The organism is Streptomyces sp. NPDC090025 (assembly GCF_044748125.1).
In the GTDB taxonomy this organism is placed as follows: Bacteria; Actinomycetota; Actinomycetes; order Streptomycetales; family Streptomycetaceae; genus Streptomyces.
Genome location: NZ_JBIVFL010000003.1, coordinates 649,253 through 674,128, shown reverse-complemented (window position 1 = coordinate 674,128; position 24,876 = coordinate 649,253). Strand labels below are relative to the sequence as shown.

At 74.3% G+C, this 24,876-nt stretch carries 20 protein-coding genes; 8 read left to right on the top strand and 12 right to left on the bottom strand.

Going from position 1 to position 24,876, the window contains the following annotated elements; genetic code table 11:
- Positions 1-147 precede the first annotated feature (147 nt).
- Positions 148-1,326: an esterase-like activity of phytase family protein gene (locus ACIPXM_RS12375; protein ID WP_401654736.1), complete on the top strand. Its 1,179-nt coding sequence runs from the start codon at positions 148-150 to the stop codon at positions 1,324-1,326.
- On the opposite strand, the gene ACIPXM_RS12370 is transcribed toward ACIPXM_RS12375, so the two are convergent.
- From ACIPXM_RS12370 to ACIPXM_RS12345, 6 genes are all read right to left on the bottom strand, one after another.
- Positions 1,248-2,702: a carboxyl transferase domain-containing protein gene (locus ACIPXM_RS12370; protein ID WP_401654735.1), complete on the bottom strand. Its 1,455-nt coding sequence runs from the start codon at positions 2,700-2,702 to the stop codon at positions 1,248-1,250. The two genes, ACIPXM_RS12375 and ACIPXM_RS12370, sit on opposite strands and share 79 nt — an antisense overlap.
- Positions 2,695-4,245 (bottom strand): acyl-CoA synthetase, encoded by a 1,551-nt coding sequence (locus tag ACIPXM_RS12365; protein WP_401654733.1) that lies wholly within the window; start codon positions 4,243-4,245, stop codon positions 2,695-2,697. The genes ACIPXM_RS12370 and ACIPXM_RS12365 overlap by 8 nt, the downstream gene beginning before the upstream one ends.
- 20 nt (positions 4,246-4,265) lie before the next feature.
- Positions 4,266-5,465 (bottom strand): MFS transporter, encoded by a 1,200-nt coding sequence (locus ACIPXM_RS12360; RefSeq protein ID WP_401654817.1) that lies wholly within the window; start codon positions 5,463-5,465, stop codon positions 4,266-4,268.
- 96 nt (positions 5,466-5,561) lie between these two features.
- A complete protein-coding gene (locus ACIPXM_RS12355; RefSeq protein WP_401654816.1) occupies positions 5,562-7,076 on the bottom strand; it encodes a GAF domain-containing protein in 1,515 nt (504 codons plus the stop codon).
- A gap of 172 nt (positions 7,077-7,248) precedes the next feature.
- On the bottom strand, positions 7,249-8,322 hold the full coding sequence (locus tag ACIPXM_RS12350; RefSeq protein ID WP_401654732.1) for a rod shape-determining protein: 1,074 nt from the start codon (positions 8,320-8,322) through the stop codon (positions 7,249-7,251).
- A 362-nt stretch (positions 8,323-8,684) separates the two neighbouring features.
- Positions 8,685-9,314: a hypothetical protein gene (locus ACIPXM_RS12345; RefSeq protein ID WP_401654731.1), complete on the bottom strand. Its 630-nt coding sequence runs from the start codon at positions 9,312-9,314 to the stop codon at positions 8,685-8,687.
- A 122-nt stretch (positions 9,315-9,436) separates the two neighbouring features.
- On the opposite strand from ACIPXM_RS12345, the gene ACIPXM_RS12340 reads away from it, so the two are divergent.
- A complete protein-coding gene (locus tag ACIPXM_RS12340) occupies positions 9,437-10,213 on the top strand; it encodes a hypothetical protein (RefSeq protein WP_401654730.1) in 777 nt (258 codons plus the stop codon).
- Between the two features lie 9 nt (positions 10,214-10,222).
- Here ACIPXM_RS12340 and ACIPXM_RS12335 read toward each other — a convergent pair whose 3' ends face one another.
- On the bottom strand, positions 10,223-10,654 hold the full coding sequence (locus ACIPXM_RS12335) for a MarR family winged helix-turn-helix transcriptional regulator (RefSeq protein ID WP_401654729.1): 432 nt from the start codon (positions 10,652-10,654) through the stop codon (positions 10,223-10,225).
- Positions 10,655-10,774: 120 nt separating this feature from the next.
- Here ACIPXM_RS12335 and ACIPXM_RS12330 point away from each other — a divergent pair, with 120 nt between their 5' ends.
- From ACIPXM_RS12330 to ACIPXM_RS12320, 3 genes are all read left to right on the top strand, one after another.
- A complete protein-coding gene (locus ACIPXM_RS12330; protein ID WP_401654727.1) occupies positions 10,775-11,794 on the top strand; it encodes an NADP-dependent oxidoreductase in 1,020 nt (339 codons plus the stop codon).
- A 64-nt stretch (positions 11,795-11,858) separates the two neighbouring features.
- Positions 11,859-12,281: an organic hydroperoxide resistance protein gene (locus tag ACIPXM_RS12325; protein WP_401654726.1), complete on the top strand. Its 423-nt coding sequence runs from the start codon at positions 11,859-11,861 to the stop codon at positions 12,279-12,281.
- 107 nt (positions 12,282-12,388) lie between these two features.
- Positions 12,389-13,237 carry an EI24 domain-containing protein gene (locus ACIPXM_RS12320; protein ID WP_401654725.1) on the top strand — a complete coding sequence of 283 codons (849 nt, stop codon included), beginning with the start codon at positions 12,389-12,391 and terminating at the stop codon, positions 13,235-13,237.
- A gap of 16 nt (positions 13,238-13,253) precedes the next feature.
- Here ACIPXM_RS12320 and ACIPXM_RS12315 read toward each other — a convergent pair whose 3' ends face one another.
- Both ACIPXM_RS12315 and ACIPXM_RS12310 read right to left on the bottom strand, forming a co-directional pair.
- Positions 13,254-14,519, bottom strand: coding sequence for a serine hydrolase domain-containing protein (locus ACIPXM_RS12315; RefSeq protein WP_401654724.1), 1,266 nt, complete (start codon positions 14,517-14,519; stop codon positions 13,254-13,256).
- 196 nt (positions 14,520-14,715) lie between these two features.
- The gene (locus tag ACIPXM_RS12310) at positions 14,716-15,681 is read right to left on the bottom strand and encodes a LysR family transcriptional regulator (protein ID WP_401654723.1); all 966 of its coding nucleotides are present in this window, start codon (positions 15,679-15,681) and stop codon (positions 14,716-14,718) included.
- A gap of 145 nt (positions 15,682-15,826) precedes the next feature.
- Here ACIPXM_RS12310 and ACIPXM_RS12305 point away from each other — a divergent pair, with 145 nt between their 5' ends.
- Entirely contained in the window at positions 15,827-18,031 is a 2,205-nt protein-coding gene (locus ACIPXM_RS12305) for a M4 family metallopeptidase (protein WP_401654722.1), read from the top strand.
- 213 nt (positions 18,032-18,244) lie between these two features.
- Here the strand turns inward: ACIPXM_RS12305 and ACIPXM_RS12300 are convergent, their stop codons facing one another.
- Positions 18,245-18,973: a carbon-nitrogen hydrolase family protein gene (locus ACIPXM_RS12300; RefSeq protein WP_401654721.1), complete on the bottom strand. Its 729-nt coding sequence runs from the start codon at positions 18,971-18,973 to the stop codon at positions 18,245-18,247.
- A 250-nt stretch (positions 18,974-19,223) separates the two neighbouring features.
- Between ACIPXM_RS12300 and ACIPXM_RS12295 the strand changes: the two genes are divergently transcribed.
- Complete coding sequence (locus ACIPXM_RS12295; RefSeq protein ID WP_401654720.1) at positions 19,224-20,492, top strand: serine hydrolase domain-containing protein; 1,269 nt, start codon at positions 19,224-19,226, stop codon at positions 20,490-20,492.
- Positions 20,493-20,527: 35 nt separating this feature from the next.
- Here the strand turns inward: ACIPXM_RS12295 and ACIPXM_RS12290 are convergent, their stop codons facing one another.
- On the bottom strand, positions 20,528-21,118 hold the full coding sequence (locus ACIPXM_RS12290; protein WP_401654718.1) for a TetR/AcrR family transcriptional regulator: 591 nt from the start codon (positions 21,116-21,118) through the stop codon (positions 20,528-20,530).
- A gap of 139 nt (positions 21,119-21,257) precedes the next feature.
- On the opposite strand from ACIPXM_RS12290, the gene ACIPXM_RS12285 reads away from it, so the two are divergent.
- A complete protein-coding gene (locus ACIPXM_RS12285) occupies positions 21,258-23,765 on the top strand; it encodes a beta-glucosidase (protein WP_401654717.1) in 2,508 nt (835 codons plus the stop codon).
- Between the two features lie 106 nt (positions 23,766-23,871).
- Here ACIPXM_RS12285 and ACIPXM_RS12280 read toward each other — a convergent pair whose 3' ends face one another.
- Complete coding sequence (locus tag ACIPXM_RS12280; protein WP_401654716.1) at positions 23,872-24,783, bottom strand: SGNH/GDSL hydrolase family protein; 912 nt, start codon at positions 24,781-24,783, stop codon at positions 23,872-23,874.
- Between the last annotated feature and the right edge of the window lie 93 nt (positions 24,784-24,876).

Below are 24,876 nucleotides of genomic sequence, written 5' to 3'. Positions count from 1 at the left end.
CCAGGGCCGGGGGAGGGCCCGCTGTCCGGACCTTCGGGGCTTCATGCGGCGTTGCACGGGGCTTCACCTCTCGACCGGCATGCCGTAGGACGATGTCGGGCTGTGACGGGTCGTGGGCGCGACGCGAGCAGGCGGAGGAGAAGACCCATGCGGATACGCATGCGTGCGTGGAGTGCCGTACCGACGGCCCTGTCGGTGTCGGCGGCGGTCGTGCTGGGGTGCCTGGCGGCACCGCCCGCGGCGGCCCACGAGATTCGGGACGTCCACGGGACCCGGGCGAACGGCGGGAACTCGTCGGCCGGGCGGGCGTGTTCGCCGCTGGTGTCGGTCGCCGGGTTCTCCGACGCCCTCGACAAGTCCACCGCCGCCGGGACGACCACCCGCGTCGGCGGCCTCTCGGCGCTCGCCACCACCGGTGACGGCAAGGCCGTCGCGCTCTCCGACCGCTCCACGCTCTTCCCGCTCGGCCTGACCGGCCGCCGCCCCGTCGCCACCGGCGCGGTGCCGCTCACCGACCCGGCCGGAGCGCCGCTCGACTCCGAGGGCATCGTCGCGGAGCGCGGCGGCAGCCTGCTCGTCACCTCCGAGAACGAGCCGTCCGTCCGCCGCTACGGCCCGGGCGGCACCCTGCTCGCCGAACTGCCGGTGCCCGCCGCGCTGCGGGTCGCCCCCGCCGGGCGCGCCGAACGCAACCGCACCTTCGAGAGCCTCACCGTCTCCGGCGGGCGGCTGTACGCCGGGATGGAGGGCCCGCTCGCGGGCGACGGCACCGACGCGGCCGGGCGCACCCTGAACCGGGTCCAGACCTGGCGGCCCGGCCCGCACGGCACGTACCGGCTCGCCGAGCAGTACGCGTACCCCGTCGACCCCGGCCACGGCCTCGTCGAACTCGCGCCGGTCGGCGACGGGCGGCTGCTCGTCCTGGAGCGCGGCTTCACCGAGACGTTCCGCATCACCGTGCGCCTGTACGTCACCGACCCGCGCGGCGCCGAGGACGTCGGCCGGGTCGACCGCCTCACCGAGGCCGGACTCGGCCGCCACGGCGTGCTGCGCAAGACGCTCCTGGCCGACCTGGACGACTGCCCGACCCTCGGTGCGCCCTCGCACCTGCCGCAGAACCACCCGCTGATCGACAACATCGAGGGCATGGCGGTCCGTTCGTACGAGGGCGGCGGCCCGCGCGGTCAGCGGCTGCGGCTGCTGCTCGTCAGCGACGACAACGACATCGCCCAGCAGATCACCCGGCTCTACTCGCTGGACGTCACCGTGCCGTGGGCGGCGCCCCGGACGATGCCCCGGACCACCCCCAGGTCCACCAGGTCCTGAGGCCGGATCCGCAGCTGGCCGGCCGTCTCGGGCACCCGCTCCGGGTCCCGCTTGAGGATCTGCGCGGCCAGCTCCGGTGCGATCACCGAGAAGTACGCGTCGGGCGCCGCCCAGGTGGCGCCCGGCGCGGCGAGCGCCAGCGCGCCGCCCGAACCGCCCTCGCCGATCAGCAGCGAGGTCACCGGGGTGCGGGCGGCGGCGATCGCCGCGAACGCCTCCGCGATGGCGGGCCCGGCCCCGGCCCGTTCCGCCGCCGCGTCGTTGGCGGCGCCCGGGGTGTCGATCAGGGTGAGCACCGGGATGCCGAGCCGGTCCGCGAGCCGGACGAGCCGGGCCGCCGTGCGGAACCCGGCCGGGCGGGTCGCGCCGCCGCACTGCGCCGCGTACGCCACCACCCGGCCGTCGGCGCGGAGTCCGAAGCCGCACTCCACGGTGGGGTCGACGGATCCCGTGCGGTCGCCGCGGATGGTGGCCCGCAGCGTGAAGTAGGCGTCCAGGTAGGCGTCGGCGCGCGGCCGTCCGGCGGCCCGGGCGGCGAGCACCGCGTCCCAGCCGGTGGCGGGCGGCGCGGCGGAGCCGAGCGCGGCGGGCGGGGGAGCGGGCGCGGTCGGGGCGGGGGCCGGTCCAGGGCCGGTCGTGGGTTCGGGCGTCGGGGTGAGCAGGCGCAGCCAGCGGCCCAGCGTGGCGCGCAGTTCGGCGGCCGGGACCAGTGCGTCGACATGGCCGTGGGCGTACTGGTCCTCGGCGGTGTACGCGGCCGGGTCCGCCTCCGGCGGACGCACCCGGGAGCCCGCGAAGGCCACTTGGGCCGACGGCAGCGCGAGCACCACGTCCCCGCCCGCGCCGACGGTCGCCCAGCCGCCGCCGGTGGCGGGGTCGCGGAGCACCGCGAGGTGCGGGACACCGGCGGCGCGCAGCTCCACGGTCGCGGCGGCGACCCGCTGGAGCTGGCCGAGCGCGATCATGCCCTCCTGCATCCGGCTGCCGCCCGTCGCCACCAGGGACACCAGCGGCAGCCGCCGGTCGGCCGCCGCGCGGTGGGCGGCGACGAGCCGGTCCCCGGCGGTGCGGCCGAGCGAGCCGCCGAGGAAGCCGAACTCGAAGACGACGAGGACGCAGCCGTGCCCGTCGACGGTCGCGGTGCCGCACAGCACCGACTCGTCCTCGCCGGTGCGTTCGGCGGCCCGGGCCCGGGAGGCGTCGTACCCGGTCCAGCCGAGCGGCCCGTCGGGACCGTCACGTAAGGCCGGTGCGGGTGCGGTGGCGAGCGGGACGAAGTCGTCGGTGACCAGGGCGATCGCGGCCCGCGCGGAGAGCCGCGCGGGGGACGGGCCGGGCATCGGGCCGGGGTGTGCGGAGAGATCCGGGTCAGACATCGAGCACCTCGGCGGACGGCAGCGCCTTCTTCAGGATCTTGCCCATGTCGTTGCGCGGCAGCGCCGTCAGATAGCGCACCTCGCGCGGGCGCTTGTGCGGGGCGAGCTGGGCGGCGACGTGCTCGGCGAGCGCCCGCGCGGCCGGCGGGGCGGCCGGGTCGGCCGGGACGATCCAGGCCACGATCCGCTCGCCGAGGTCCGGGTCGGGCGCGCCGGTGACGGCGGCCTCGCGCACCCCGGGGTGGTCGAGCAGGGCGTTCTCGATCTCGCCCGCCCCGATCTTGTAGCCGCCGCTCTTGATGAGGTCGGTGGCCTTGCGGCCGACCAGCCGCACATAGCCGTCGGCCTCCCGGACCGCCATGTCCCCGGTGCGGAACCAGCCGCCCTCGGCGAAGGCCGCCGCCGTCGCGTCGGGCCGGTTGAGGTACCCGGAGAACAGGTTCGGGCCGCGCACCTCGATCTCCCCGACGGCGTCGGCGCCCGACTCCCCGGCGGCCGGGTCGAGGACCGAGCCGTCCTCCTCCACGAGCCGCAGCTCGACACCGCCGAGCGGCAGTCCCACCGACCCCGGCCGGGGCCGGGCCGGGGCGGCGGGCAGCGAGCACAGCATCAGCGTCTCCGTCATCCCGTACCGCTCGATCACCGTCCGCCCGGTCGCCGCCGCGATCCGCTCGTGGTCGTGCACCGGCAGCGCCGCCGAGCCCGACACCAGCAGCCGTGCCTGGGCCAACGCCCGTACCAGCGCGGGTTCGTGGGGCAGTGCCTCGGCGATCCGGTGGTACATCGTCGGTACGCCGAACAGCATCGTCCCGCCGCCCGCGCCGCCCAACTCCTTCGCGATCCCCTCGACCGAGAAGCCGCCCAGGTGCCGCAGCTCGCCGCCGCGCCGCAGCGGGCCGAGCACGCCGAGCACCAGGCCGTGCACATGGAACAGCGGCAGGGCGTGCACGAGCACGTCGTCGGCGGTCCAGTCCCAGGCGTCGGCCAGCGCGTCCAGGGAGGCGGCGACCGCTCGGCCGGACAGCAGGACGCCCTTGGGCGGTCCCGTGGTGCCGGAGGTGTAGACGATGAGAGCGGTGGACTCGGGATCGGGGTCGGGACCAAGCTCGGGGTCGGGGTCCGGGGCGGGGCCCGACGTGGGCGCCGACCGCTCCGGGGCGCCCGCCGCCCGTACGCGTACGTCCACGTCCGTCCTCGGCAGCCCGGCGAGCCCGTCCGGCAGGGTGTCCCCGGCGCCCGCCAGCACCAGGTCGGGGGCGCTGTCGCCGAGGATGTGGGCGAGTTCGGCCGCTCCGATGCGCGGGTTGAGCGGGACGGCCGGCACTCCGGCGAGCAGCGCGGCCACGACGCCGACCGCCGTCTCCGCACTCGGCGTCGCCCAGACGGCCACCCGCCGGGCGCCCCGCAGCCGTTCGGCCAGCGCGCCGGCGGCCCGGGCCAGGTCGGCGTAGGTCAGGGCGGTGTCCGTGCCGAACCGCAGCGCGGTCCGGCCGGCCGTCGTGGGGTCGCTCGCGGCCCGCAGGGCCGGGAAGAGGGCGCTCATGCGGGCATTCTGCCCAGGCGTCAGGGACGGCGCGCTGCGACCTTGCTCACGTCGGGACCGGCCGCCCCGCCGTCGCCCGCCGCGCCGTCCGGCTGGATCGTGCGCATCCGCCCGTACGCGTACACGCAACCGGCCAGCGCCAGGTCGGACAGGAGCATGAAGCCGATCGAGTAGGAGTCCTTGGCGCTGTAGATCGCGCCCATCACCAGGGGTGGCACGAAGCCGCCGAGGCCGCCCATCGCGCCGACGATGCCGGTGACGCTGCCGACCTGCGGCTGCGGGGTGACCTGGGAGACCAGCGCGAAGACCGAGCCGCTCGCGGTGCCGAGCCCGGCCGCCATGATGAGCAGCGCGGTGGTGCCGCCCGGGTTCAGCGGCGGGTCGAACGCCTGCACGATGGCGAGCAGGGCCACCACGGCGAGCGCGACGGCCGTCACCAGGGCCGGGTGGATCCGGTCCGACAGCCAGCCGCCGAGCGGCCGGAAGATGACGGTCACCAGGGCGAACCCGGCGGCCTTGGTGCCCGCGTCGGTCGGGTCCAGCTCGTACCAGGTCTTCAGATACGTCGGCAGATAGACGCCGAACGCGACGATGCCGCCGAACCCGATGGCGTACAGCGCCGACAGCTCCCAGGTCACCCGCAGCCGCCCGGCCTGGCCCAGCCGGTGCCCGAGCGAGGCGGCGGGCACCGGGCGGTCCGGGCGGTCGGTGATGAGCAGCGCGCCGAGCACGGCGTACGCGGCGAGGGCGACGGCCACCACGACGAACGGCAGGTTCTCGCCGTGCTTGGCGATCCGGGGCGTGAAGTAGCCGGACAGCGCCACACCGCCCATGCCCATGCCGAACACCCCGAGCGCGAAGCCCCGCTTGGCGGGCGGGAACCAGGAGTTGACCAGTGGGATGCCGATGGCGAACGTCGTGCCGCCGAGCCCGAGCAGGAACGCCACCACCAGCATCAGGCCGTACGAGTCCTTCACCAGGATCAGCAGCAGTACGGGCACGATGGTCAGCGCCGACACCAGCGGGAACATCAGCTTGGCGCCGTACCGGTCGGTCAGCGCGCCCGCCGGGATCCGGCCGAGCGAGCCGACGAGCACCGGGATGGCGACCAGCAGCGACTGCTCGAACGAACTGAGCCCGAGCCGGTCGCCGTACCAGCTGCCGAGCGGCGCGATCAGGTCCCAGGCCCAGAAGGTGAGCGTGAAGCCGATCGTGGCCATCAGGAGGTTCCGGTAGGCGGCCGCGGGGATCTTCGCCTGCGCTTCGGTGTCCACCTCCCCAGTCAAGGGCCGGGGGCGGGGGAGGGGCGCGCGGGACTACTCCGTACGGGGTTCCCCGTCGGTGCCGGGTTCCTCGGGCCAGGTCATCACCGTCGGCGGGGTCCCGTCGTCCTCGACCCGCAGCCGCAGGCCCGACTCGTCGGCCGCCACCTCGACCGTCACCGCCCCCAGCCCGCTGCGCCGGTGCGCGGCGGCGAGCGCGCCGCGCAGCGCGGCCAGGAGCCGGTCGGCGGCCGTCTCGTCGGCCAGCGTGTCGACGGCGCCCGAGAAGTGCACCGACGGCTGGAAGCCGAGCAGCGCCGCCGCCCCGCCGGTCTCCCGCAGCACCCGGCCGCGGAACGAGGCCGGGGCGTCGGCGGGCGGCTGCTGGAGCGCGAAGATCGTGGTGCGGACCTCCTGGATGGTGGAGTCCAGCTCGTCGACCGCCCGGCCGAGCAGCACGTCCACATCCGGCACGGCCGCCCTGCGGCGGGTCGACTCCAGCATCATCTCGGTCGCGAACAGCCGCTGCACGACCAGATCGTGCAGGTCACGGGCGATCCGGTCGCGGTCCTCGTAGACGGCCAGCTGCTCCCGGTCGTGCTGGGCGTCCGCGAGCACCAGGGCGAGCGCCGCCTGCGAGGCGAACTGCGAGGCCAGCAGCCGGTCCACCGCCGAGTACGGGCGGCCACCGCGCCGCCGGGGCAGCGCGAGGGTGCCGATCAGCTTCCCGCCGCTCTGCAGCGGCAGCATCATCGACGGCCCGAACCTGCTCCGTACCGGAGTGGTCATCCGCGGATCCGACGCCGAGTCCTCGATGAACACCGGCTCGCCGCCCAGCAGCTGGACCAGGACCGGCGAGCCCGGCGCGATCGTGGTGCCCACCAGATCGCCGGGGTCCTCGGTGGTGGACGCGGCCACGATCTCCATGCCGCCCTCGGGGGTCGGCTGGAGCACCACCCCGGCCGAGGCGTCGGCGAGCAGCCTGGCCCGCTCGGCGACCGTGGTCAGGGCGTCCTCGGCCGGTTCCCCGGCGAGCAGCGCGGTCGTCACCGCCGCCGCGCCCTCGATCCAGCGTTCCCGCTGGCGGGCGGTCTCGTACAGGCGGGCGTTGCCGATGGCGATCCCCGCCTGGGAGGCGAGCACCCGCAGCAGCGCCAGGTCCTCCTCGGTGAAAGGACCGGCCGCCTTCTCGGTCAGGTACAGATTGCCGAACACCTCGGTGTGCACCCGGATCGGCACCCCGAGGAACCCGTGCATCGCGGGGTGCCCCTCGGGCACCCCTGAGGAGCGCGGATCGGTCGTCAGATCGTCGAGCCGCAGCGGCTGCGGGTCCTGGACGAGGACGCCGAGCAGCCCGGTGTGGCCGTCCGGGAGACGGGGGATCCGGGCCCGTTCCTCGTCGGTCATGCCGGAGGTGAACAGCTCGGTGATCCGGCGGCGCTCGGGGTCGACGACCCCGCGCGCCCCGTAGCGGGCACCGGTCAGCGCGGTGGCCGTGGCCACGATGTGCTGGAGGGTGCTGCGCAGTTCGAGCTCACTGCCCACGCTGAGGACGGCTTCGAGCAGCATCGGGAGGCGCGGCTCCGGGTCGGCGTCCGGGGCGGATTCCGGGTCGGCGTCCGGGGTGGGCCGGGTGCCGGGGTCCGGGGCGGGCCCGGTGCCGGGGCGCGGGGCGGCGTGCTGGTCGTCCTCGTCCATGATCGACATGGGCTCATTGTCGTACAAAACGCCCAGCCATGGGTCACTCGCCGTCGTGGACGGACTCGGCGCTCCCGGTGGGATCGGCCAGCGGGTCGAGGACGAGCGGCTGGATCCGCCCCTCCAGCATCGCACCGAGGCCCAGCACCGCGCACACGTCCGGCCGCTCGGCGATGTGCACCGGCATGCCCGTCGCCTGACGCAGCATCTGGTCCAGGCCCGGCAGCAGGGCGCTGCCGCCGACCATCATGATGCCCCGGTCCGCGAGATCCGCCACCAGGTCGGGCGGGCAGTCGCGCAGCACCTTCCCGATGCCGTCGAGCACCGCGGTCAGCGGCGTCTGGATCGCCTCACGGACCGCCGCCGTGTCCACGGTCACCGAGCGGGCCAGGCCGGTGGCCACGTCACGGCCGTGGATCTCCGTGAACGTCGGACCCTGCAGGGTCAGGCCGTTGCCGTGCAGCGCCACCTGGAGCGGCCGCACGGACTGGCTCGGCAGCATCAGCTCGTGCTGGTGGCGCAGGTGCTGGATGATCGCGTGATCGATCGCGTCGCCGCCCACCGGCATCCGTTCGGCCGTCACGATCGCCCCCAGCGAGAGCACCGCGACCTGGGTGGTGGCGGCCCCGCACACCATGATCATCGTCGCGGTCGGCTGCTCGACCGGCAGGCCGCAGCCCACCGCCGCCGCGATCAGGGTGTCGACCAGCTCCACCCGGCGGGCACCCAGACCGACCAGGGTCTCCACGGCGGCGCGCTGGGCGAGCGGGTCGCTGTCGTGCGGCGTGCAGGCCGCCGCCCGCAGCCGGGGCTTGCGGCGCAGCTGGCGGCGGAGCTTGTCGCCGAGGAGGTGACGGAGCATCCGCTGCGCCATCTCGATGTCCACGACGGTGCCGCCGGAGACCGGGCGGACCACCCGGATGTAGTCCGGGGTGCGGCCGGTCATCTTCTCGGCGAGCGCGCCGACGGCGATGAGGGCGCCGGTACGGGTGTTCACGGCGGCGACGGACGGCTCGTCGACGACGAGGCCGGCGCCTTTGACGAAGACCCGGGTGCGGGCGGCACCCAGGTCGACGGCGACATGGCAGCGGCGCAGCTGCTCAAGGCTGACGGTCACGGGGGTCCTCCGGGGTGCGGTGCTGGCACGGGCGAGGCGGGCGCGCGGGGAGCGCGGTCCTGTTGGCATCGTGCTGCCGGGGGGCGCGGGGCGCGCGTTGGCTTGAGCCGCCCGGGGGCGCCGGGGGCGTTCCGGGGGTCGCATCCGGGACTGCATGATTTACGGCGCGGCGAGGTCACAAGAGACCGCCATGCCCTGTCCCTCGCGCCACAAATCACGCTCTACGTCCCGGACGCGACCCCCTGCACGCCCCCTGCGCCCCCGGGCCGCTCCGGCCCCGCCGCCCCTTGCCGGGGGGAGGGGGAGGGGAGGGGGAGGGGAGGTGGGTGGGTTGAGGGGTGTGGGTGGGTGAGGGCGGGTGGTCAGTGGGCTCGGGGGGTGGGCCGGGGGGTTGGGGGGAGCGGAGGAAGGGGGCGTTGGTAGAGGCCCCAGGCGAATTCGGCGCCTTGGCGGGTTCCGTCCGGGAGGGCGAAGTCGAGGCGGGCCAGGGCGGGGCCCGCGCCCGGGCGGAAGTCGGCGCCGGGGAAGGCCCGCCAGACCTCGTCGATGGTGCAGGACCAGGCGCGCAGGTCGGTGGCGGTGCGCAGGGTGGGGGCGGGGGAGCCGGGGGCGCGGCTGAGGGTGCGGGACCAGACCGTGCGGGCGGGGCCGGTCAGGACCGTGAAGCGGAGGTCGGGCCAGAGCGGCACCGGCCAGAGCCATGCCTCGCCGTCCCCGGCGGGGCCGCCGGGCACCGGGTGGCGGGCCTCGGGGGTGCCGAGCATCCGCCGGTAGCGGGCGAGTTCGCCGGGGCCGAGTTCGCCCGGGCCGCTCCGTACGTGGGCCCATGCCTGCCAGCGCTTGTTCGCCTCGCGCATCTCGGTGCGGCCCACGCCGAGTTCGCGCAGGGCGTCGTCCACCAGCTCCGGCTGGTGGTCGGCCATCCGCCGGAGCAGGACGAGCTGGAACTCGTACGGCCCGAAGGGGGCGGAAATGCGGTCGGCAGGGGTCATGCGGCCATCCTGCCCGAAGCGGGAGAATCGCGACGGCACGTCGTCGACCTGCGGTTTCCTCACAGGATCCTCACCTGGGCGGCTATCAGGGGGCTCCTTTCGGCGCATAGCCTGCGGGCGCCATGGACTACTGCCACCAGTGCCGACGGCACCTCAACGGCGCCCTGGCCTGTGCGGGCTGCGGGACCCCCGCCGAGGAGCTGCGGCACCTCGCTCCCCCCACGTCCTTCGCGCCCCCGCCCGCCGCCCCGGAGTTCAGCTTCGAGCTGGCCCCGGCGGCGCGGCCCGTGGGGCGTTCCGCCGGGCGTTCCGCCGCGCGGCGGGAGCGCCGGGCGCGGGCCCGGCGTGGGCGCACGGTGTTGCTCGGTGCCCTCGGCATCGTGCTCGCGGCGGGTGCGCTGAGCCTGGCGAAGCTGGCCGTCGAGCCGCCGCAGGGCGGCCGGGCCTCGGCCGTGCGGGAGGAGGCCGCGGAGGCGACCCTCGATCCCGATCCGCCCGCGCCCTCGGAGCGGCCCAGCGGTCCGGCGAGTCCGGACCCGGTCGCGTCGGAGTCGGTCCGGCCGTCCGGCACCCCGCATCCGGGGCGTGGCACGGGCCGCCCGGCGCCGGGGAAGGGCTCGGGGTCCGGTCACGCGAGTGGCGGCGGCAGCGGTACGGGGGCGGGTGCGGGGCCGAGTGGCGGTACGGGGGCGTCGGCGGGGCCGGGGTCCGGTTCCGGGCCCTCGCCGCGGGCCACGACCGGTGGTCCGGTCACGCCGCCCGCGACCACGGCTCCGGGTGGTGTCACGCCCTCGGCAGGCGGCTCCACCCCGCCGTCCCCGTCGGCGGGCACTCCGACGGCGCCCACCACGCCGAGCCCGGAACCGACCTGTACGTGGTTCCTGTGGTGGTGCGTGTAGGGACCCCCGTCAGGGCGTCTCGCCGAGCATCCGTTTGAGCAGGTCGCGCAGCAGGGTGCGCTCGACCTCGGTCAGCTCGCCCAGCGGCTCGCGGGCGAAGCGGAGCGAGTCGCGCAGGTGGCGGGCGGTCTCGCGGCCCTCGTCGGTGGGGGCGGCGACCTTGACCCGGCGGTCGGACGGGTCCGGGCGGCGTTCGACGAGGCCGCGGGACTCCAGGCGGTCGATGATCCCCGTGACGTTCGACGGCTCGCACCTGAGCTGGGTGGCGATCTTGCGCATCGGGGTCGGTTCGAGGGCGAGCAGGCCGAGGACCCGGGCCTGCGCTCCGGTGAGCGCGTGCGCGGCGGCCGCCTCCTCGTACTCCTCGTGGTAGCGGGCCACGACCGTGCCGATGAGGTCCACGACCTCGCGGGTCAGGGGGTCCGTTCGTGAGCTGGGCATGCCTCATCGTACCCCGATACTTGACAACATGAAATATTCAGGAGCATGGTTGTTTCAGTTGGTGAAGCTTCAGGTCGTGAAGCTTCGGTCGTAGTGCAGCGTTCCCAGGAGGCTCCGCCCATGTCCGTACTCCCCGCGTCCAGCCGTGAGTGGCACCTCGTCGCCCGTCCGCACGGCTGGCCCGTGCCCGCGGACTTCGCCCTGCGCGAGGCCCCGGTCGCCGCGCCCGCCGAGGGCCGCGTCCTGGTGCGCAACCTCCACTTCTCCGTCGACCCGTACATGCGCGGCCGGATGAACGAGGTGAAGTCCTACATCCCGCCCTTCAAGCTCGACGCCCCCATGGACGGCGGCGCGGTCGGCGAGGTCGTCGCCTCCAACGCCGAGGGCTTCGCCGTCGGCGACCACGTGCTGCACGGCCTCGGCTGGCGCGAGTACGCGGACGTGCCCGCCCAGCACGCCACCAAGGTCGACGCCTCGCTCGCCCCGCTCTCCGCCTACCTCGGCGTGCTCGGCATGCCGGGCCTCACCGCCTACGCGGGCCTCTTCGAGGTCGCCTCCTTCAAGGAGGGCGACACCGTCTTCGTCTCCGGCGCGGCCGGTGCCGTCGGCAGCCAGGTCGGCCAGATGGCGAAGCTCAAGGGCGCCGCCAAGGTCATCGGCTCGGCCGGCTCGGCCGAGAAGGTCAAGTGGCTGGTCGAGGAGCTCGGCTTCGACGCCGCCTTCAACTACAAGGACGGACCGGTCAAGGACCAGCTGCGCGCCGCCGCCCCCGACGGCATCGACGTCTACTTCGACAACGTCGGCGGCGACCACCTGGAGGCGGCCATCGCCTCGCTCAACGTGCACGGCCGCGCCACCCTCTGCGGCATGATCGCGCAGTACAACGACACCGAGCCGGTCCCCGGCCCGCACAACATGGCCGCCATCATCGGCAAGCGGCTCCGCCTCCAGGGCATCCTGGTCGGCGACCACTACGGGATGCAGGCGCAGTTCGTCACCGAGGTCGGCGGCTGGCTGCGTTCCGGCGAGCTGAAGTACGGCGAGACCGTCGTCGAGGGCATCGAGAACGGCGCGGACGCCTTCCTGGGCATGCTGCGCGGTGACAACACCGGAAAGATGGTCGTATCGGCGACCCGCTAGTCTTCCCTCAGCCCTCGCGATCGTGGGCGCGAGTCGCGGCGAACTGAAGAAGGAAGACACCAGCATGTCGATCACGCAGTCCGACGTCGTGTACACCGCCGTCGCCACCGCCGAGAACGGGCGCGACGGCCGGGTGGCCACCGACGACGGTCAGCTCGATGTCGTCGTCAACCCGCCCAAGGCGATGGGCGGCTCCGGTGCGGGCACCAACCCGGAGCAGCTGTTCGCCGCCGGTTACAGCGCCTGCTTCCAGGGCGCGCTCGGTGTGGTGGCCCGGGACGAGAAGGTGGACATCACCGGCTCGACGGTCACCGCCGAGGTCGGCATCGGCAAGAACGACGAGGGCTTCGGCATCATCGTCAAGATCTCGGCCCAGATCCCGACCGTGGACGCCGAGACCGCCAAGGACCTCATCGAGAAGGCCCACCAGGTCTGCCCGTACTCCAAGGCGACCCGGGGCAACATCACGGTCGAGCTCGCCGTCTGAGTTTCGTTCCGCCAGACTGGAGAGGGGCCGCACCCTGACCGACCAGGGTGCGGCCCTTCTCCTTGCCCCGAGCCTTGATCCGCCGGACAGGCCCTAGGGTGATCGCCATGCGTGATTTCGGGGTGGGATTCAGATATCTGCTGCGCGGCCAGAAGTGGGTCGCCGGCCATGGGCGCTGGTTCGGATTCGGGCTGCTGCCCGGGCTCGTCACCCTCGTCCTCTACGTGGGCGCGCTCGTCGGGCTCGTCTACGGCGCCGACGACCTGACGGCCTGGGCGACACCGTTCGCCGACGACTGGGGCTCGCCCTGGCAGGCCCTGCTGCGCAACACCCTGATCTTCCTGGTCTTCGCGCTCGGCCTGTTCCTGGCCGTGATCACCTTCACCGCGGTGACCCTGCTCGTCGGCCAGCCCTTCTACGAGTCGCTGTCCGAGGCCGTCGACCGCACCGAGGGCGGCGACGTCCCCGAGTCCGGTCTGCCGCTCTGGCGCGAGCTGTGGATCTCCGCCCGGGACAGCCTGCGGGTCCTGGTGCGGGTCGCCTTCTACGGCATCCTGCTGTTCGCCGCCGGGTTCATCCCGGTGGCCGGCCAGACCGTGGTCCCCGCGATCGGCTTCTGCGTCTCCGGTTTCTTCCTCACCGAGGAGCTGACGGCGGTCGCGCTGCAGCGCCGCGGCGTGGAGTTCAAGGAACGCCTCACCCTGCTGCGCGGCCGCCGGGCCGCCGTCCTCGGCTTCGGCGTCCCGCTCACCCTCGCCTTCCTGGTGCCCTTCGTCGCGGTCCTGCTCATGCCGGGCGCGGTCGCCGGAGCGACCCTGATGGCCCGTGAACTGACCGGTGAGACGGCCGATTCCGATGCCGAGGACACCGAGGGCACCGGGGGCGGGCCGGACGGCGGCCCGGCGGCCGCCCAGGCCGGGACCGCCGGACCCACCGGGCCCGCCGCCCGCGCCTGAGGCGCGCCCGGCGCCGTCAGGGCGCCAGCGGGTGCTCCGGGGCGAGCAGCGCGCCGATCCGCCGGGCGACGGTCTCCGCGTTGTTGCCCGCAGGGGAGTCCGCCTTCTTCGTCGTCGACACCGCGATCGCCAGCCGCTTCGACGGCAGATACGCCTGGATGGCCGCGTACCCGGAGAACGACGGGTTCTGCAGCAGCCAGGTGTTGGCGACGATGACACCGAGCCCGAAGTGCTTGGCCGGCGTCTGCTTCAGGCAGATGTCGGCCGGGCACTTCCGGGTCGGCACCCCGAGGCCCACCGTGCCCGGGTCCAGCAGGGTGCGGTAGGAGCGCCGGGAGATCAGCTCACCGCTGCCGATGCCCTGCGCCGAGCGGGCCATGTCGCAGACCGTCGAGGTGATCACCGCGCCGGGGCCGGTGGTCCAGGAGGGGTTCCAGAACGTCGACTCCTCGTAGATCCCCCGGTCCGACGTGAAGGCGTGCAGCGCCGGGCGCGGGATCTCCGGGGTGCGGCCGCTGCGGGTGTCGTCGAGCCCCAGCGGGCCGGTGACCTGCTCCCGTACCAGCTCGTCGATCGGCTGCCCGGTGATCCGCTCAAGGGCGCGTTCGAGCAGCAGGTAGTTGGCGTGCGAGTAGCTCCAGTTGGTGCCCGGGTCGTACCAGAAGGAGTGCGCGTACGGGTACGCGAGCAGCTGCTCGGGCGTCCAGGCGCGGAACGGGTGCGGGGTCAGCTCGGCGCCGAACTTCGGGTCGGTGACGTAGTCGTGCAGGCCCGAGGTGTTGTTGGCCAGCATCCGCAGGGTGATCTCCTTGGCCCGGGGCACCTCGGGCAGCCAGCGGTCGATCGTGGCGTCGAGGTCGAGCCGGTGCTGCTCGACCAGCCGCAGCACGGTGGTGCCGATGTGCGCGAAGGCCACCGAACCGGCCCGGAAGTGCATGTCCGGCTCGGCCGGGACGCTCGTCATGGACTCGCCGACGGCGTCCGTGACCAGGTCGTGGCCGTCGACGGTGACCCGGAAGAGCACCGCGTTCAGGTGCAGGTCGGCCTTGGCCTCGCGTACGGCCGCCAGGACCGCGCGGCCCCGGTCGTCCAGCGGATGCCGGGTGCGCGCGCAGTCACGGTCGCCGTGACCGGGCGGGCCCGCGGCGGGCCCGGGAGCCGCGGCGAGGCCGGGGCCCGCAGCCGCGGCGGTCTGGAGCACGGCGGTGAGCAGCGCCGCGCCGAGCAGCAGGGGCGTACGGGAAGCGCGGCCGGGGCGGGAGGTGCGGGGGGTGCGTCTCATGGCGGCACTATCGCGGCCGGGCCCCGGCGGCCTCGCCGAACACTCCGGGCGCCGCCCGTGACCCGCCCGTGCGGGGGGACGTGCGGGGGCCGGTCGGCTCAGGGCCCGGGCCGGGCGCGGGCCGGGCGGGATCAAGGGCGCGATCAGGGGCGCGATCAGGGGTGCGGCCGGGGCCGGGCCACGAGCAGGGGTCCGGTCACGGCGCGGTCAGGTCCGGGTGGAGTTCCGGGCGGGCCTCCCACCACGTCCGGTGGAAGGCGTTGTTGGGCACGTTGTCCAGATAGGCCAGGGCCGCCGCCCGGTAGAGCAGTGCCGCGCGCGGCACCGAGACGGCCGAGCGGTTCCAGGCCAGCCGGATCCGGCCGGTGACCGGGTCGCCGGTCAGCGGGCGCAGCACGGTGCCCTCGGCGCCCGGCGCGGTGGGCTGGCTCAGCGAGATCGCCCGGCCCGCCGCGATCAGGTCGTAGTGCATCTTGCGGTCGGCGATCCGGTGCCGCAGGTGCGGGGTGAAACCGGCCCGCAGACACGCCTCGACCAGCGCCTCCGGGCCGCCGTCGTCGTCCTCGACCAGCGTCATCCAGGTCTCGTCGGCGAGTTCGGCGAGCCCGATCCGGTCCCGCGCGGCCAGCGGGTGCGCCGCCGACAGCCGTACGCAGAACGGTTCCTTCGGTATCAGGGTGCGGGCCACCACCCCGTCGGGCAGCGGCACTTCGTGCTCGGCGACCTCCCCGTACACGATCGCGTCGTACTGTCCGGCGCCGAGCAGCCGGGTCAGCGCGGTGACCGAGTGCTCGACGCTCACCGCGATCTCCTGGCCGGTCAGCTCCTGGTCGAGGCGGCCGATCAGCCGGTCCACCAGGACCAGCAGGATGCAGCCGAGGCGCAGTGTCGGATGCGGGGCGACGGCCCTGGCCCCGGCCGCCAGCGCGTCCATCTCGCCGAGCACCCGGCGCGCCTTGGAGAGCACGAACTCGCCGAGCGGGGTGGGGTCGACGCCGTGCCGGCCGCGGACGAACAGCTCGCCGCCCGCGACCCGTTCGATCCGCCGCAGCTGGGCGGAGAGGGCCGGCTGGGACACCCCGAGCCGGGCCGCCGCGCGCCCCAGACTGCCCGCTTCCGCGATCCGGCAGACGGCTTCGAGATGCCTCAACTCCAGCTGCATTTCAGCAGGGTATGCAGCCGGACCGGGTGGAAGGCGGGGTTCGGCATAACCCCCGTCTTATGCCGGGTGAGATGTCCCCTGATGGGCATGTCCACGCCCATACTCGGCGCGTCCCACCGTCTCCCCCCACCCGAACGGAGCAGACGTGCACCCCACCAGACTCTCGGCGGCCCTGGCAGCGCTCGCGCTGACGGCGAGCCTCGCGGGCGCGCTCGCGGGCACCGCCACCGCGGCGCCCGGCCCCGCGGCCACCCCGCAGGCCCAGCCCGTACCCCCCGGGCAGGGCAAGTCCCTGGCCCTCGCCGCCGCCGACAAGGCGGCCGACAGCGGCCTCGACGGACTGCGCCACGGCGCCGACGAGGAACTCGTCCGCACCGGCGTCACCCCGTGGACCGGCGGCCTCTACTACGCCGCCTACCAGCGCACCTACAAGGGCCTGCCGGTCGCGGGCGGCGACGCCGTGGTGCTGTCCGACAGCGCGGGCAAGGTCCGCCACGTCACCTCGGCGCCCGCCCCCGCCATCAAGCTGTCCACCCGGGCCACGGTCGGCTCCGCCGCCGCCCTCGCCACCGCCAAGGGCCAGCTGGCGAGCGTCGAGAGCGCGAGCACCCCCGAACTCACCGTGCTGCTCAAGGGGAACAAGCCGGTCCTCACCTGGCACACCCTGGTCGTCGGCCGCACCGCCCAGGACCGCCCCAGCTCGCTCGACACCTTCGTCGACGCCCGCACCGGTGCCGTCACCCGCGCCACCGACAAGATCCTGCACGCCGACGGGCGCGGCTTCCACAACGGCAACGTCACCATCGACACCGCCGCCTCCTCGATGACCGACCCCAACCGCTCGGGCTTCCGCTGCGGCGGCCAGAACGGCAGCACCTACACCGGCACCCCGCCGTGGGGCAACGGCACCGCCAACGACCTGGTGACCGCCTGCGTCGACATCATGTACGCGGCCCAGCGCGAGAGCGACATGCTCAAGCAGTGGTTCGGCTACAACGGGCAGAACGGCCAGGGCGGCATGGTCCCGGCCCGCGCCGGGCTCGGCGAGGTCAACGCCTACTACGACGGCACCAAGACCACCTACGGCCACAACCAGAACAGCTCGATGCAGCTCACCGGCATCGACGTGGTCGCCCACGAGTACGGCCACGAGATCTTCGACAAGACCCCCGGCAGCTCCGGCTCGTCCAACGAGAACGGCGGGATGAACGAGTCCACCGGAGACATATTCGGGGCTCTGACCGAGCACTTCGCCAACAACCCGAACGACACCCCCGACTACACCGTCGGTGAGAAGCTCAACTTCCTCGGCGACAACAAGCCGATCCGCTACATGTACAACCCCTCGCTCGCCGGTGACCCCAACTGCTACCCGCAGCTGAACTCCGGCACCGAGGTGCACGCGGCGGCCGGTCCGCAGAACCACTGGTTCTACCTGCTCGCCGAGGGCTCCAACCCCGGCGGCGGCAAGCCCGCCAGCCCCATCTGTTCCGGCGGCCCGTCCTCGGTGACCGGCATCGGCGTGCAGAAGGCCGGCAAGATCTTCATGGGCGCGCTGCTGATGAAGACCTCCTCCTGGAACCACCTGGCCGCCCGCAAGGCGACCCTGACCAGCGCCAAGAACACCTACGGCAGCGCCGAGTGCAACGCGGTGAAGACGGCCTGGAACGCGATCGGCGTCCCGGCCCAGTCCGGTGAGACCGACTGCGGCGGCACCAACACGCCGGACTTCTCGCTCGCCCTGAACCCGGCCGCGGGCTCCGTCCAGCCGGGCGCCTCGGCCACCTCCACGGTCAGCACCGCCACCACCGGCGGCAACGCCCAGACCGTGCAGCTCTCCGCGAGCGGCGCGCCCAGCGGCGTCACCGTCTCCTTCAGCCCCTCCTCGGTGACCTCCGGCGGCTCCGCCACGATGACCGTCCAGGTCGGCGCGGGCACCGCCAACGGCAGCTACCCGATCACCGTCACCGGTACGGGCTCCGTCACCCACACCGTCACCTACCAGCTGACCGTCGGCAGCGGCACGCCGCAGCCCACCGGCTGCGACAACACCGAGTACACCTACGAGGGTTCGCTCTCCTCCGGCCAGGCCGAGGCGCAGCCGGACGGCTCGTACTACTACTCGGCGACCTCCGGCACCCACGTGGGCTGCCTGCGCGGTCCGGCCGGTACCGACTTCGACCTCTACCTGCAGAAGTGGAACGGCTCCGGCTGGGTCGACGTCGCCGTCGGCGGTACCGAGAGCGCCGACGAGGACATCAGCTACCGCGGCACCGCGGGCTACTACCGCTATGTGGTGCACGCCTACAGCGGCTCCGGCGCGTACACGCTGGGCCTGAGCGCCCCGTAGGGGAGCCGCCCGAGGATCCCCGGGGGCGCGACCCAGAACGCCCCGTCCCGGGGAGGGGGCGCCGTCGTGGACCGGGGGTTCCGTGACGGCGCCCCGCCGGGGGGCCGGTGACCTGTTCACCGGCCGCCCGGCACCTCCACGTACGGGCAGCGGCTGTACGGGCGTTCGCCGCCGGTACGGCTCCGCCCGTACGGCTCCGGTGCACCCGGCCCGTCAGACCGGCACCGTCACGAGCGCGAAGCCCGGGGCCTCGCCGCCCGCGTCCGCGAGCCGGGCGCCGTCCGGGCCCCAGCCGCCCGCGAGTCCGCAGCCCACGCCGTCCTCGTTCGGCCCGAGCACATTGGCGAGCACCACATGCAGCCCGAAGTCCCGTGCCCTGACCGGGTAGACGTCCGTGAACGAGTCGTTGTCGGCGCCCAGCACCGAACTGGCCAGATAGGCCGCGCAGCCGTCCGCCGCCGCCCGCTCCGCGAGCTCGGGGAACCGGTTGTCGTAGCAGGTCGCGAGCGCGAACCGGGCCCCGTCGAGGACGAAGCGCCCGTCCGTCGTGCCCGGCGCGAAGACCTCCGCCTCCACCCCGTACAGATGCCGCTTGTCGTAGCGGGCGAGCGGCCCGCCGTCCGGGCCGACGACCAGGCTGGTGATGCCGGGCCGCCGGTCGGCGCCGCCCTCGGGGGCGCGCACCGGGCCGTTCACGACGACCGCCGCGGACACCTCGCGGCAGGCGTCCCGTACGGGTTCGAGGCGCGGGTCGTCCTCGGTGAGTATCAGGCGGGGGTCGTCCCGGATCAGCCGGGGCGCGTAGCCGGTCAGCGAGAGCTCGGCGAACACGACCACCCGGGCCCCCTCGGCCCCGGCGGCGCGGACGAGCCCGGCCATGGTGCGGACGTTGGCGTCGATGTCCCCGGCGACCGGGGCGAACTGCGTGGCGGCGACGATCATGGCCGCCATCATCCCAGTCGGCCGTCCGGGTCCGGGCCTGGTCCCGCGTCCGCTGCCGGTCCGCCGTCCGTTCCCAGCCTCGCCACCGCTCCCGGTCCGCCGTCCGGGGGCGGCGGGACCCGGGTCCCGGGCGCCGTTCGAGTGGAATCGCGGCGGCCCCCGGCGCGCGGCGGCCGTCCCCGCCGCGACGAGGTGCTGATCCTGTGTCGAGCCAGCCCGGCCCGCCGCGACCTGGAAGAGGCGCCCCGACATGCCCCGTACCTCCCACCGCCGGCTGTGTGCCGCGGCGCTGCTCGTGGCGTCCGTGCTCGCACCGCTGACGGCACCGCCCGCCACCGCCGTACCGGCCGTCCCCTCCCCGAGCGACGGCCGGTACGGCGGTACCCCCGGACCCGACGAGGCCCAGGGGCACCGCCCCGGTCACGGCCATGGCCACGGCGACGACTGCCCGCGGGGCGGCTTCGGCCCGGCGCTCACCGCCAAGCTGGACCGCACCATCGAGAACGCCCGCAAGAAGGCCGGGATCCCCGGTCTCGTCGTCGGCCTGTGGATGCCAGGCAAGGGCTGCTACGTCCGGGCCACCGGCGTCGCCGACAAGCGCACCGGCGCGCCGATGCCGGTCGACACCTTCGTCCGGATCGGCAGCGAGACCAAGACCTTCACGGTCACCGCGCTGCTCGAACTCGTCGACGAGGGCAAGGTCGGCCTCGACGACCCGATCGACGACTACATCCGGGGCGTCCCCAACGGCGACAAGATCACCCTGCGCCACCTCGCCGAGATGCGCAGCGGCCTCTTCCCGTACACCTCGGACCCCGACTTCATCCACGACCTGCTGAGCGCCCCGAACCGGCCCTACAACCCGTGGGAGGTGCTCTCCTACGGCTACCGGCACGCCAACACCTTCGCCCCGGGTACGAAGTTCGAGTACTGCAACTCCAACCTGGTGCTGCTCGGCCTGGTCGTCGAGAAGGTGACGGGACAGCCGCTCGCCCGGGTCATCCACGAGCGGGTGGTGCGCCCGGCCGGGCTGGAGCGCACCTTCCTGCCGAAGGGCGCCGAGTTCCCCGAGCCGCACGCCCACGGCTACACCGACCAGACGCTGAGCGGCGCCGAGGCCGACGCCACCGACTGGAACCCGAGCTGGGCCTGGGCGGCCGGCGGGATGATCTCGAACCTCCAGGACCTGCGCCGCTGGGCCCCGGTGCTCGCCACCGGCACCCTGCTCAGCCCGGAGACCCAGAAGCAGCGCCTCAAGACGCTGCCGACCGGCTTCCCCGGCACCAGCTACGGCCTGGGCATCTTCGACGCCAACGGCTGGCTCGGGCACAACGGTTCGCTGCCCGGGTACGAGACGGTCACCGTCTACCTGCCCGAGGAGAAGGCCACCCTGGTGCTCATCCTCAACACCGACTCCACCACCGCGCAGGGCCAGGAGCCGTCCAGCCCGGTGGCCCGGGACATCACCGCGCTGATGACCCCGAAGCACGTGTACGACGGCAAGGTCCCGCCCCGGTAGGCCCGTTGCGGCCCCGGCCCCGGCCCGGCGTGCGGCTACGGCCCCGCCGGGCCGGGGCCTTCCCGCCGTTCCCGCAGCAGCCGGACGAAGTCCCGGAAGGACGCGCCCATGTCGACCGCGTCCGGGTCGAGCAGCCACTGGAACTGCAGGCCGTCCATCACCGCCGTGAGCAGCGTCGCCGCCCGCTCCGGGGTCAGTCCGCCCGGCAGGTCCTCGCCCAGCTCGGCGCGGATCACGTCCGCCATGTTGCCCCGGACGAACGCGTACCGCTCGGTGAAGAAGGCGCGCGCCGGGTGGTCCTCGGTGACGCTCTCGCCGAGCAGCGCGGAGAAGGTCTGCACGATCCCGGGGCGCATGGCGTTGTACTCGACCAGCGAGTCCATGAGGTCGAGCCGCCACAGCTCGCGCTCCCGGGCGCCGCTGGTGTCCCACCGGTCGCGCTCCTCCAGGACCGCGACGAGCAGCGCCTCCTTGGTCGGGAAGTAGTGCAGCAGACCCTGCTGGGTCAGCCCGACCCGCTCCGCGACCGAGCCGAGGGACGCGCCGCGGTAGCCCCGCTCGGCGATCACCTCCAGGGCGGCGCGGACGATCTCCGACTTCCGTTCCTCGCTCCTGGCCCGTGCCATGGCCTCGTCCCCCTTCCGACGGTCCCTGTGAGAAGGACCGTACGTCATCGTCAAGATAACGAAATGCTAACGTAACCTACCGATCTACCGGTAGGCAGTCCACCATGGCGGCACAGGCTCACTACGAGGAGGTACGGCCATGGCAGACACGAGCACCGGCGCGCACACGGCCACGGGCACGGGTGTCGGCACGGACCCGGCGGCGGACGCGGCGCGCGAGCAGGCCGTCGAGGCGGCGCTCGGCAAGCTCGACCTGGACGCCAAGACCCGGCTGCTCGCCGGCCAGGACATGTGGTCGCTGCCCGCCCTGCCCGAGATCGGCCTGGCCTCGCTGGTCATGTCCGACGGCCCGATCGGCGTCCGCGGTGTCCGCTGGACCGCCGACGACCCGTCGGTCGCGCTGCCCTCGCCGACCGCCCTCGCCGCCACCTGGGACCCGGCGCTCGCCCGCCGCGCGGGCCGCCTGCTCGCCCAGGAGGCCCGCCGCAAGGGCGTCCACGTCCTCCTCGCCCCCACCGTCAACCTGCACCGCACCCCGCTCGGCGGCCGCCACTTCGAGGCGTACAGCGAGGACCCGTACCTCACCGGCGCCATCGGCACCGGCTACGTCCAGGGCGTCCAGGACGGCGGCGTCGGCACCACCGTCAAGCACTTCGTCGGCAACGACGCCGAGACCGACCGCTTCACCGTCGACAGCGTGATCGCCCCGCGCCCGCTGCGCGAGCTCTACCTCGCCCCCTTCGAGGCGATCGTCAAGAACGCCCACCCGTGGGGCATCATGACCGCCTACAACCGGGTCAACGGCATCACCATGACCGAGCACCGCTACCTCGTGAACGAGGTGCTGCGCGGCGAGTGGGGCTTCGACGGCTACAACGTCTCCGACTGGATGGCCGCCCGCTCCACCAAGGGCGACATCGAGGGCGGCATGGACGTCGCCATGCCCGGCCCGCAGACCGTCTACGGCCCCGCGCTCGCCGCCGCCGTCCGCTCCGGCGAGGTCGCCGAGACCGACGTCGACGCCGCCGTGCGCAACGTGCTCCGGCTCGCCGCCCGCGTCGGCGTCCTCGACGGCGCCCCGGCCGCCGTCACCGAGCCGCCCGCCGCCCTCGACGGCGACGCCCTGGCCCGCGAGATCGCCCGCCGCGGCTTCGTCCTGGTCCGCAACGAGACCCGCGACGGCGCCCCCGCCCTGCCGCTGCGGCCCGGCACGGTCGCCCTCTCCGGCGCCGCCGCCCGCGACGCCCGGGTGCTCGGCGGCGGCTCCGCCCAGGTCTTCCCCGACCATGTGGTCGCCCCGCTCGGCGGCCTCACCGCCGCGCTGCCCGACGGCGCCCTCGTCTTCACCGTCGGCGCCGACCCGAGCGACGAACTCACCCCCGCCGACCAGGGGTTCACCCTCCGCGCGATCTGCCGCGACGCCGCGGGCACCGTCCTCGGCGAGGGCAGCCTGCCCAACGGCCAGGTCCAGTGGATCGGCGACGACCTCCCGGCCGGCGCCACCCACGAGACCCTCGCCTCCATCGAGGTCATCGGCACCTTCACCCCGCGCGAGAGCGGCGAGCACTCCTTCGGCACCCGCGGCCTCGGCGCCTTCGCGCTCACCGTCGCCGGGGAGACCCTCTTCGACGGCGTCCACTCCATGGGCGCCGACGTCGACCCCTTCGAGGCGTTCTTCGGCTCGCCCGTCGAGCGCGGCAAGGTCGCCCTCACCGAGGGCGAGACCGTCGAGGTGTCCCTGCTCCACACCCTCGACAAGGAGTTCGCGGCCCCGCTCCCGGCCGTCATGTTCTCCTTCGTCCACCTCGGTCCGCAGCGCGACGCCGACGAACTGATCGCCGAAGCCGTCGAGGCCGCCCGCGCCGCCGAGACCGCCGTCGTGGTCGTCGCCACCACCGAGCGCGTCGAGTCCGAGGGCTTCGACCGCAAGGACCTCGGCCTGCCCGGCCGGCAGAACGACCTGGTCGCCGCCGTCGCCGCCGCCAACCCCAACACCGTCGTCGTGGTCAACGCCGGTTCCCCGGTGGAGATGCCGTGGCGCGAGGACGTCGCCGCGATCCTGCTCAGCTGGTTCCCCGGCCAGGAGGGCGGCGCCGCGCTCGGCGACGTGCTCACCGGCGCCGAGGAGCCCGGCGGCCGCCTGCCCACCACCTGGCCGGTCTCGCTCGCCGACGTCCCGGTCACCGAGTGCACCCCCATCGACGGCGAACTCGCCTACACCGAGGGCGTGTTCATCGGCTACCGGGCCTGGGACAAGTCCGGCGCGGTGCCCGCGTACCCGTTCGGCCACGGCCTCGGCTACACCACCTGGACGTACGACTCCCTGATGGTCACCCCGGACGCCGCCACCGTCCGGATCACCAACACCGGTGACCGCACCGGCCGCGAGGTCGTCCAGGTCTACCTGGCGCCCGAGGCCGACACCGTCGAGCGCCCGGCCCGCTGGCTCGCCGGGTTCGCGAGCGTCGAGGCCGCCGCGGGCGAGAGCGTCGAGGTGACGATCGAACTCCCGCGCCGCGCCTTCGAGATCTGGGACGAGTCGCTGCGCGACGGCAAGGGCGACTGGGCCTTCGTCGACGGCGCCTACCAGGTGCTCGCCGCGCACTCCCTGGCGGACGCCCGGCTGACGGCGACGCTGGAGATCTGAGCCCGGCGGCGCCCATGACCGGCCCCGGGGCGGAACCTGACCTCCGCCCCGGGGCTTCCCCACGCCCTGGACGAGGAGTCCCGGGAAGGAGTCCCGGGAAGGGGGCCTAGCTACGGGTGATCTGGCGGTACGCGAGCTCCGCGAGGCGCGCCTGGCCGTCCTTGCTCGGATGGAAGAAGTCCCAGGGACTCAGCTGGCCCTGGTCGAAGGCGAAGCCGAAGACCGCGCCGCCGTCGTACCGGCAGCGGACGTCCTTCGCACACACCTCCTTGAGCACCTGGTTGTACGCGACCACCCGCTCGCGCACCTGGCCGCGCCGCCGCTCCGCGGCCGGGGACAGGTCCTCGGGGTCCTTCAGCATCGAGCCGCACACCCCGAGCTGCCACACCTGACGGCCGGTCGGGCTGGTCCGCCCGGTCTCCCAGAGCCGCCGCAGGTCCGGCACGCTCGACACGTACACCTGCGCCTTCGGCGCCCCGGCCCGCAGCCTGCCGAGGGCCGCCGTGAAGGAGGCCCGGAAGTCGGCGACCGGGGTCATCAGCTCGGCCCGGTCCCGGCAGGCGTCGTTGGCGCCCATCATCACCGTGACCAGCTCGGGCCGTTCGGCCGCCGCCGCGGCCATCTGCTCCGGCAGCTCGGCCATCCGGGCCCCGGTGCGGGCCAGGTTCCAGGTCTTCCCGGCCACCTCGCCGGGCCCGAGCAGCCGCAGCGCCAGGCTCTCGACGGCGGTGTCGGTGCCGGTCGCCCAGGACACCTCGGGGCAGTCCGCGAGCAGCGTGCAGGCGTCGAAGGCGCGGGTGATGGAGTCGCCGACGGCCGCGACGGAACCGGGGGAGGGGTTCCACACCGGCGTCGGACGCGGCGAGGACGTACGGGCCGCGCCGCCGGTCCCGGGGGTGTCCTCGGAGGCCCCGCCGCCGGAGCACCCGGCGAGCAGCGCCGTCACACAGAGTGACGCCCCGGCGGTCATGGCGGCGGCCCTGCCTCGTCGTCGTCGCCTCTGCGGCCGGTGCGTCATGCGGTGCGTTCCTCCGTGGTCCTCGGTCGCGACGCGCCGGGCCCGGCCCGGTCGCGTCCTGGCGGGTGAAAGCTTCGTGTCCACCCGTCCCCG

What these genes read in the sequence shown, in the direction of transcription:
- ACIPXM_RS12375 (WP_401654736.1), top strand. Translation starts at nt 148, where the DNA reads ATGCGGATACGCATGCGTGCGTGGAGTGCCGTACCGACGGCCCTGTCG.
- ACIPXM_RS12370 (WP_401654735.1), bottom strand. Translation starts at nt 2,702, where the DNA reads ATGTCTGACCCGGATCTCTCCGCACACCCCGGCCCGATGCCCGGCCCG.
- ACIPXM_RS12365 (WP_401654733.1), bottom strand. Translation starts at nt 4,245, where the DNA reads ATGAGCGCCCTCTTCCCGGCCCTGCGGGCCGCGAGCGACCCCACGACG.
- ACIPXM_RS12360 (WP_401654817.1), bottom strand. Translation starts at nt 5,465, where the DNA reads ATGGCCACGATCGGCTTCACGCTCACCTTCTGGGCCTGGGACCTGATC.
- ACIPXM_RS12355 (WP_401654816.1), bottom strand. Translation starts at nt 7,076, where the DNA reads ATGCTGCTCGAAGCCGTCCTCAGCGTGGGCAGTGAGCTCGAACTGCGC.
- ACIPXM_RS12345 (WP_401654731.1), bottom strand. Translation starts at nt 9,314, where the DNA reads ATGACCCCTGCCGACCGCATTTCCGCCCCCTTCGGGCCGTACGAGTTC.
- ACIPXM_RS12340 (WP_401654730.1), top strand. Translation starts at nt 9,437, where the DNA reads ATGGACTACTGCCACCAGTGCCGACGGCACCTCAACGGCGCCCTGGCC.
- ACIPXM_RS12335 (WP_401654729.1), bottom strand. Translation starts at nt 10,654, where the DNA reads ATGCCCAGCTCACGAACGGACCCCCTGACCCGCGAGGTCGTGGACCTC.
- ACIPXM_RS12330 (WP_401654727.1), top strand. Translation starts at nt 10,775, where the DNA reads ATGTCCGTACTCCCCGCGTCCAGCCGTGAGTGGCACCTCGTCGCCCGT.
- ACIPXM_RS12325 (WP_401654726.1), top strand. Translation starts at nt 11,859, where the DNA reads ATGTCGATCACGCAGTCCGACGTCGTGTACACCGCCGTCGCCACCGCC.
- ACIPXM_RS12320 (WP_401654725.1), top strand. Translation starts at nt 12,389, where the DNA reads ATGCGTGATTTCGGGGTGGGATTCAGATATCTGCTGCGCGGCCAGAAG.
- ACIPXM_RS12315 (WP_401654724.1), bottom strand. Translation starts at nt 14,519, where the DNA reads ATGAGACGCACCCCCCGCACCTCCCGCCCCGGCCGCGCTTCCCGTACG.
- ACIPXM_RS12310 (WP_401654723.1), bottom strand. Translation starts at nt 15,681, where the DNA reads ATGCAGCTGGAGTTGAGGCATCTCGAAGCCGTCTGCCGGATCGCGGAA.
- ACIPXM_RS12300 (WP_401654721.1), bottom strand. Translation starts at nt 18,973, where the DNA reads ATGATCGTCGCCGCCACGCAGTTCGCCCCGGTCGCCGGGGACATCGAC.
- ACIPXM_RS12295 (WP_401654720.1), top strand. Translation starts at nt 19,224, where the DNA reads ATGCCCCGTACCTCCCACCGCCGGCTGTGTGCCGCGGCGCTGCTCGTG.
- ACIPXM_RS12290 (WP_401654718.1), bottom strand. Translation starts at nt 21,118, where the DNA reads ATGGCACGGGCCAGGAGCGAGGAACGGAAGTCGGAGATCGTCCGCGCC.
- ACIPXM_RS12285 (WP_401654717.1), top strand. Translation starts at nt 21,258, where the DNA reads ATGGCAGACACGAGCACCGGCGCGCACACGGCCACGGGCACGGGTGTC.
- ACIPXM_RS12280 (WP_401654716.1), bottom strand. Translation starts at nt 24,783, where the DNA reads ATGACGCACCGGCCGCAGAGGCGACGACGACGAGGCAGGGCCGCCGCC.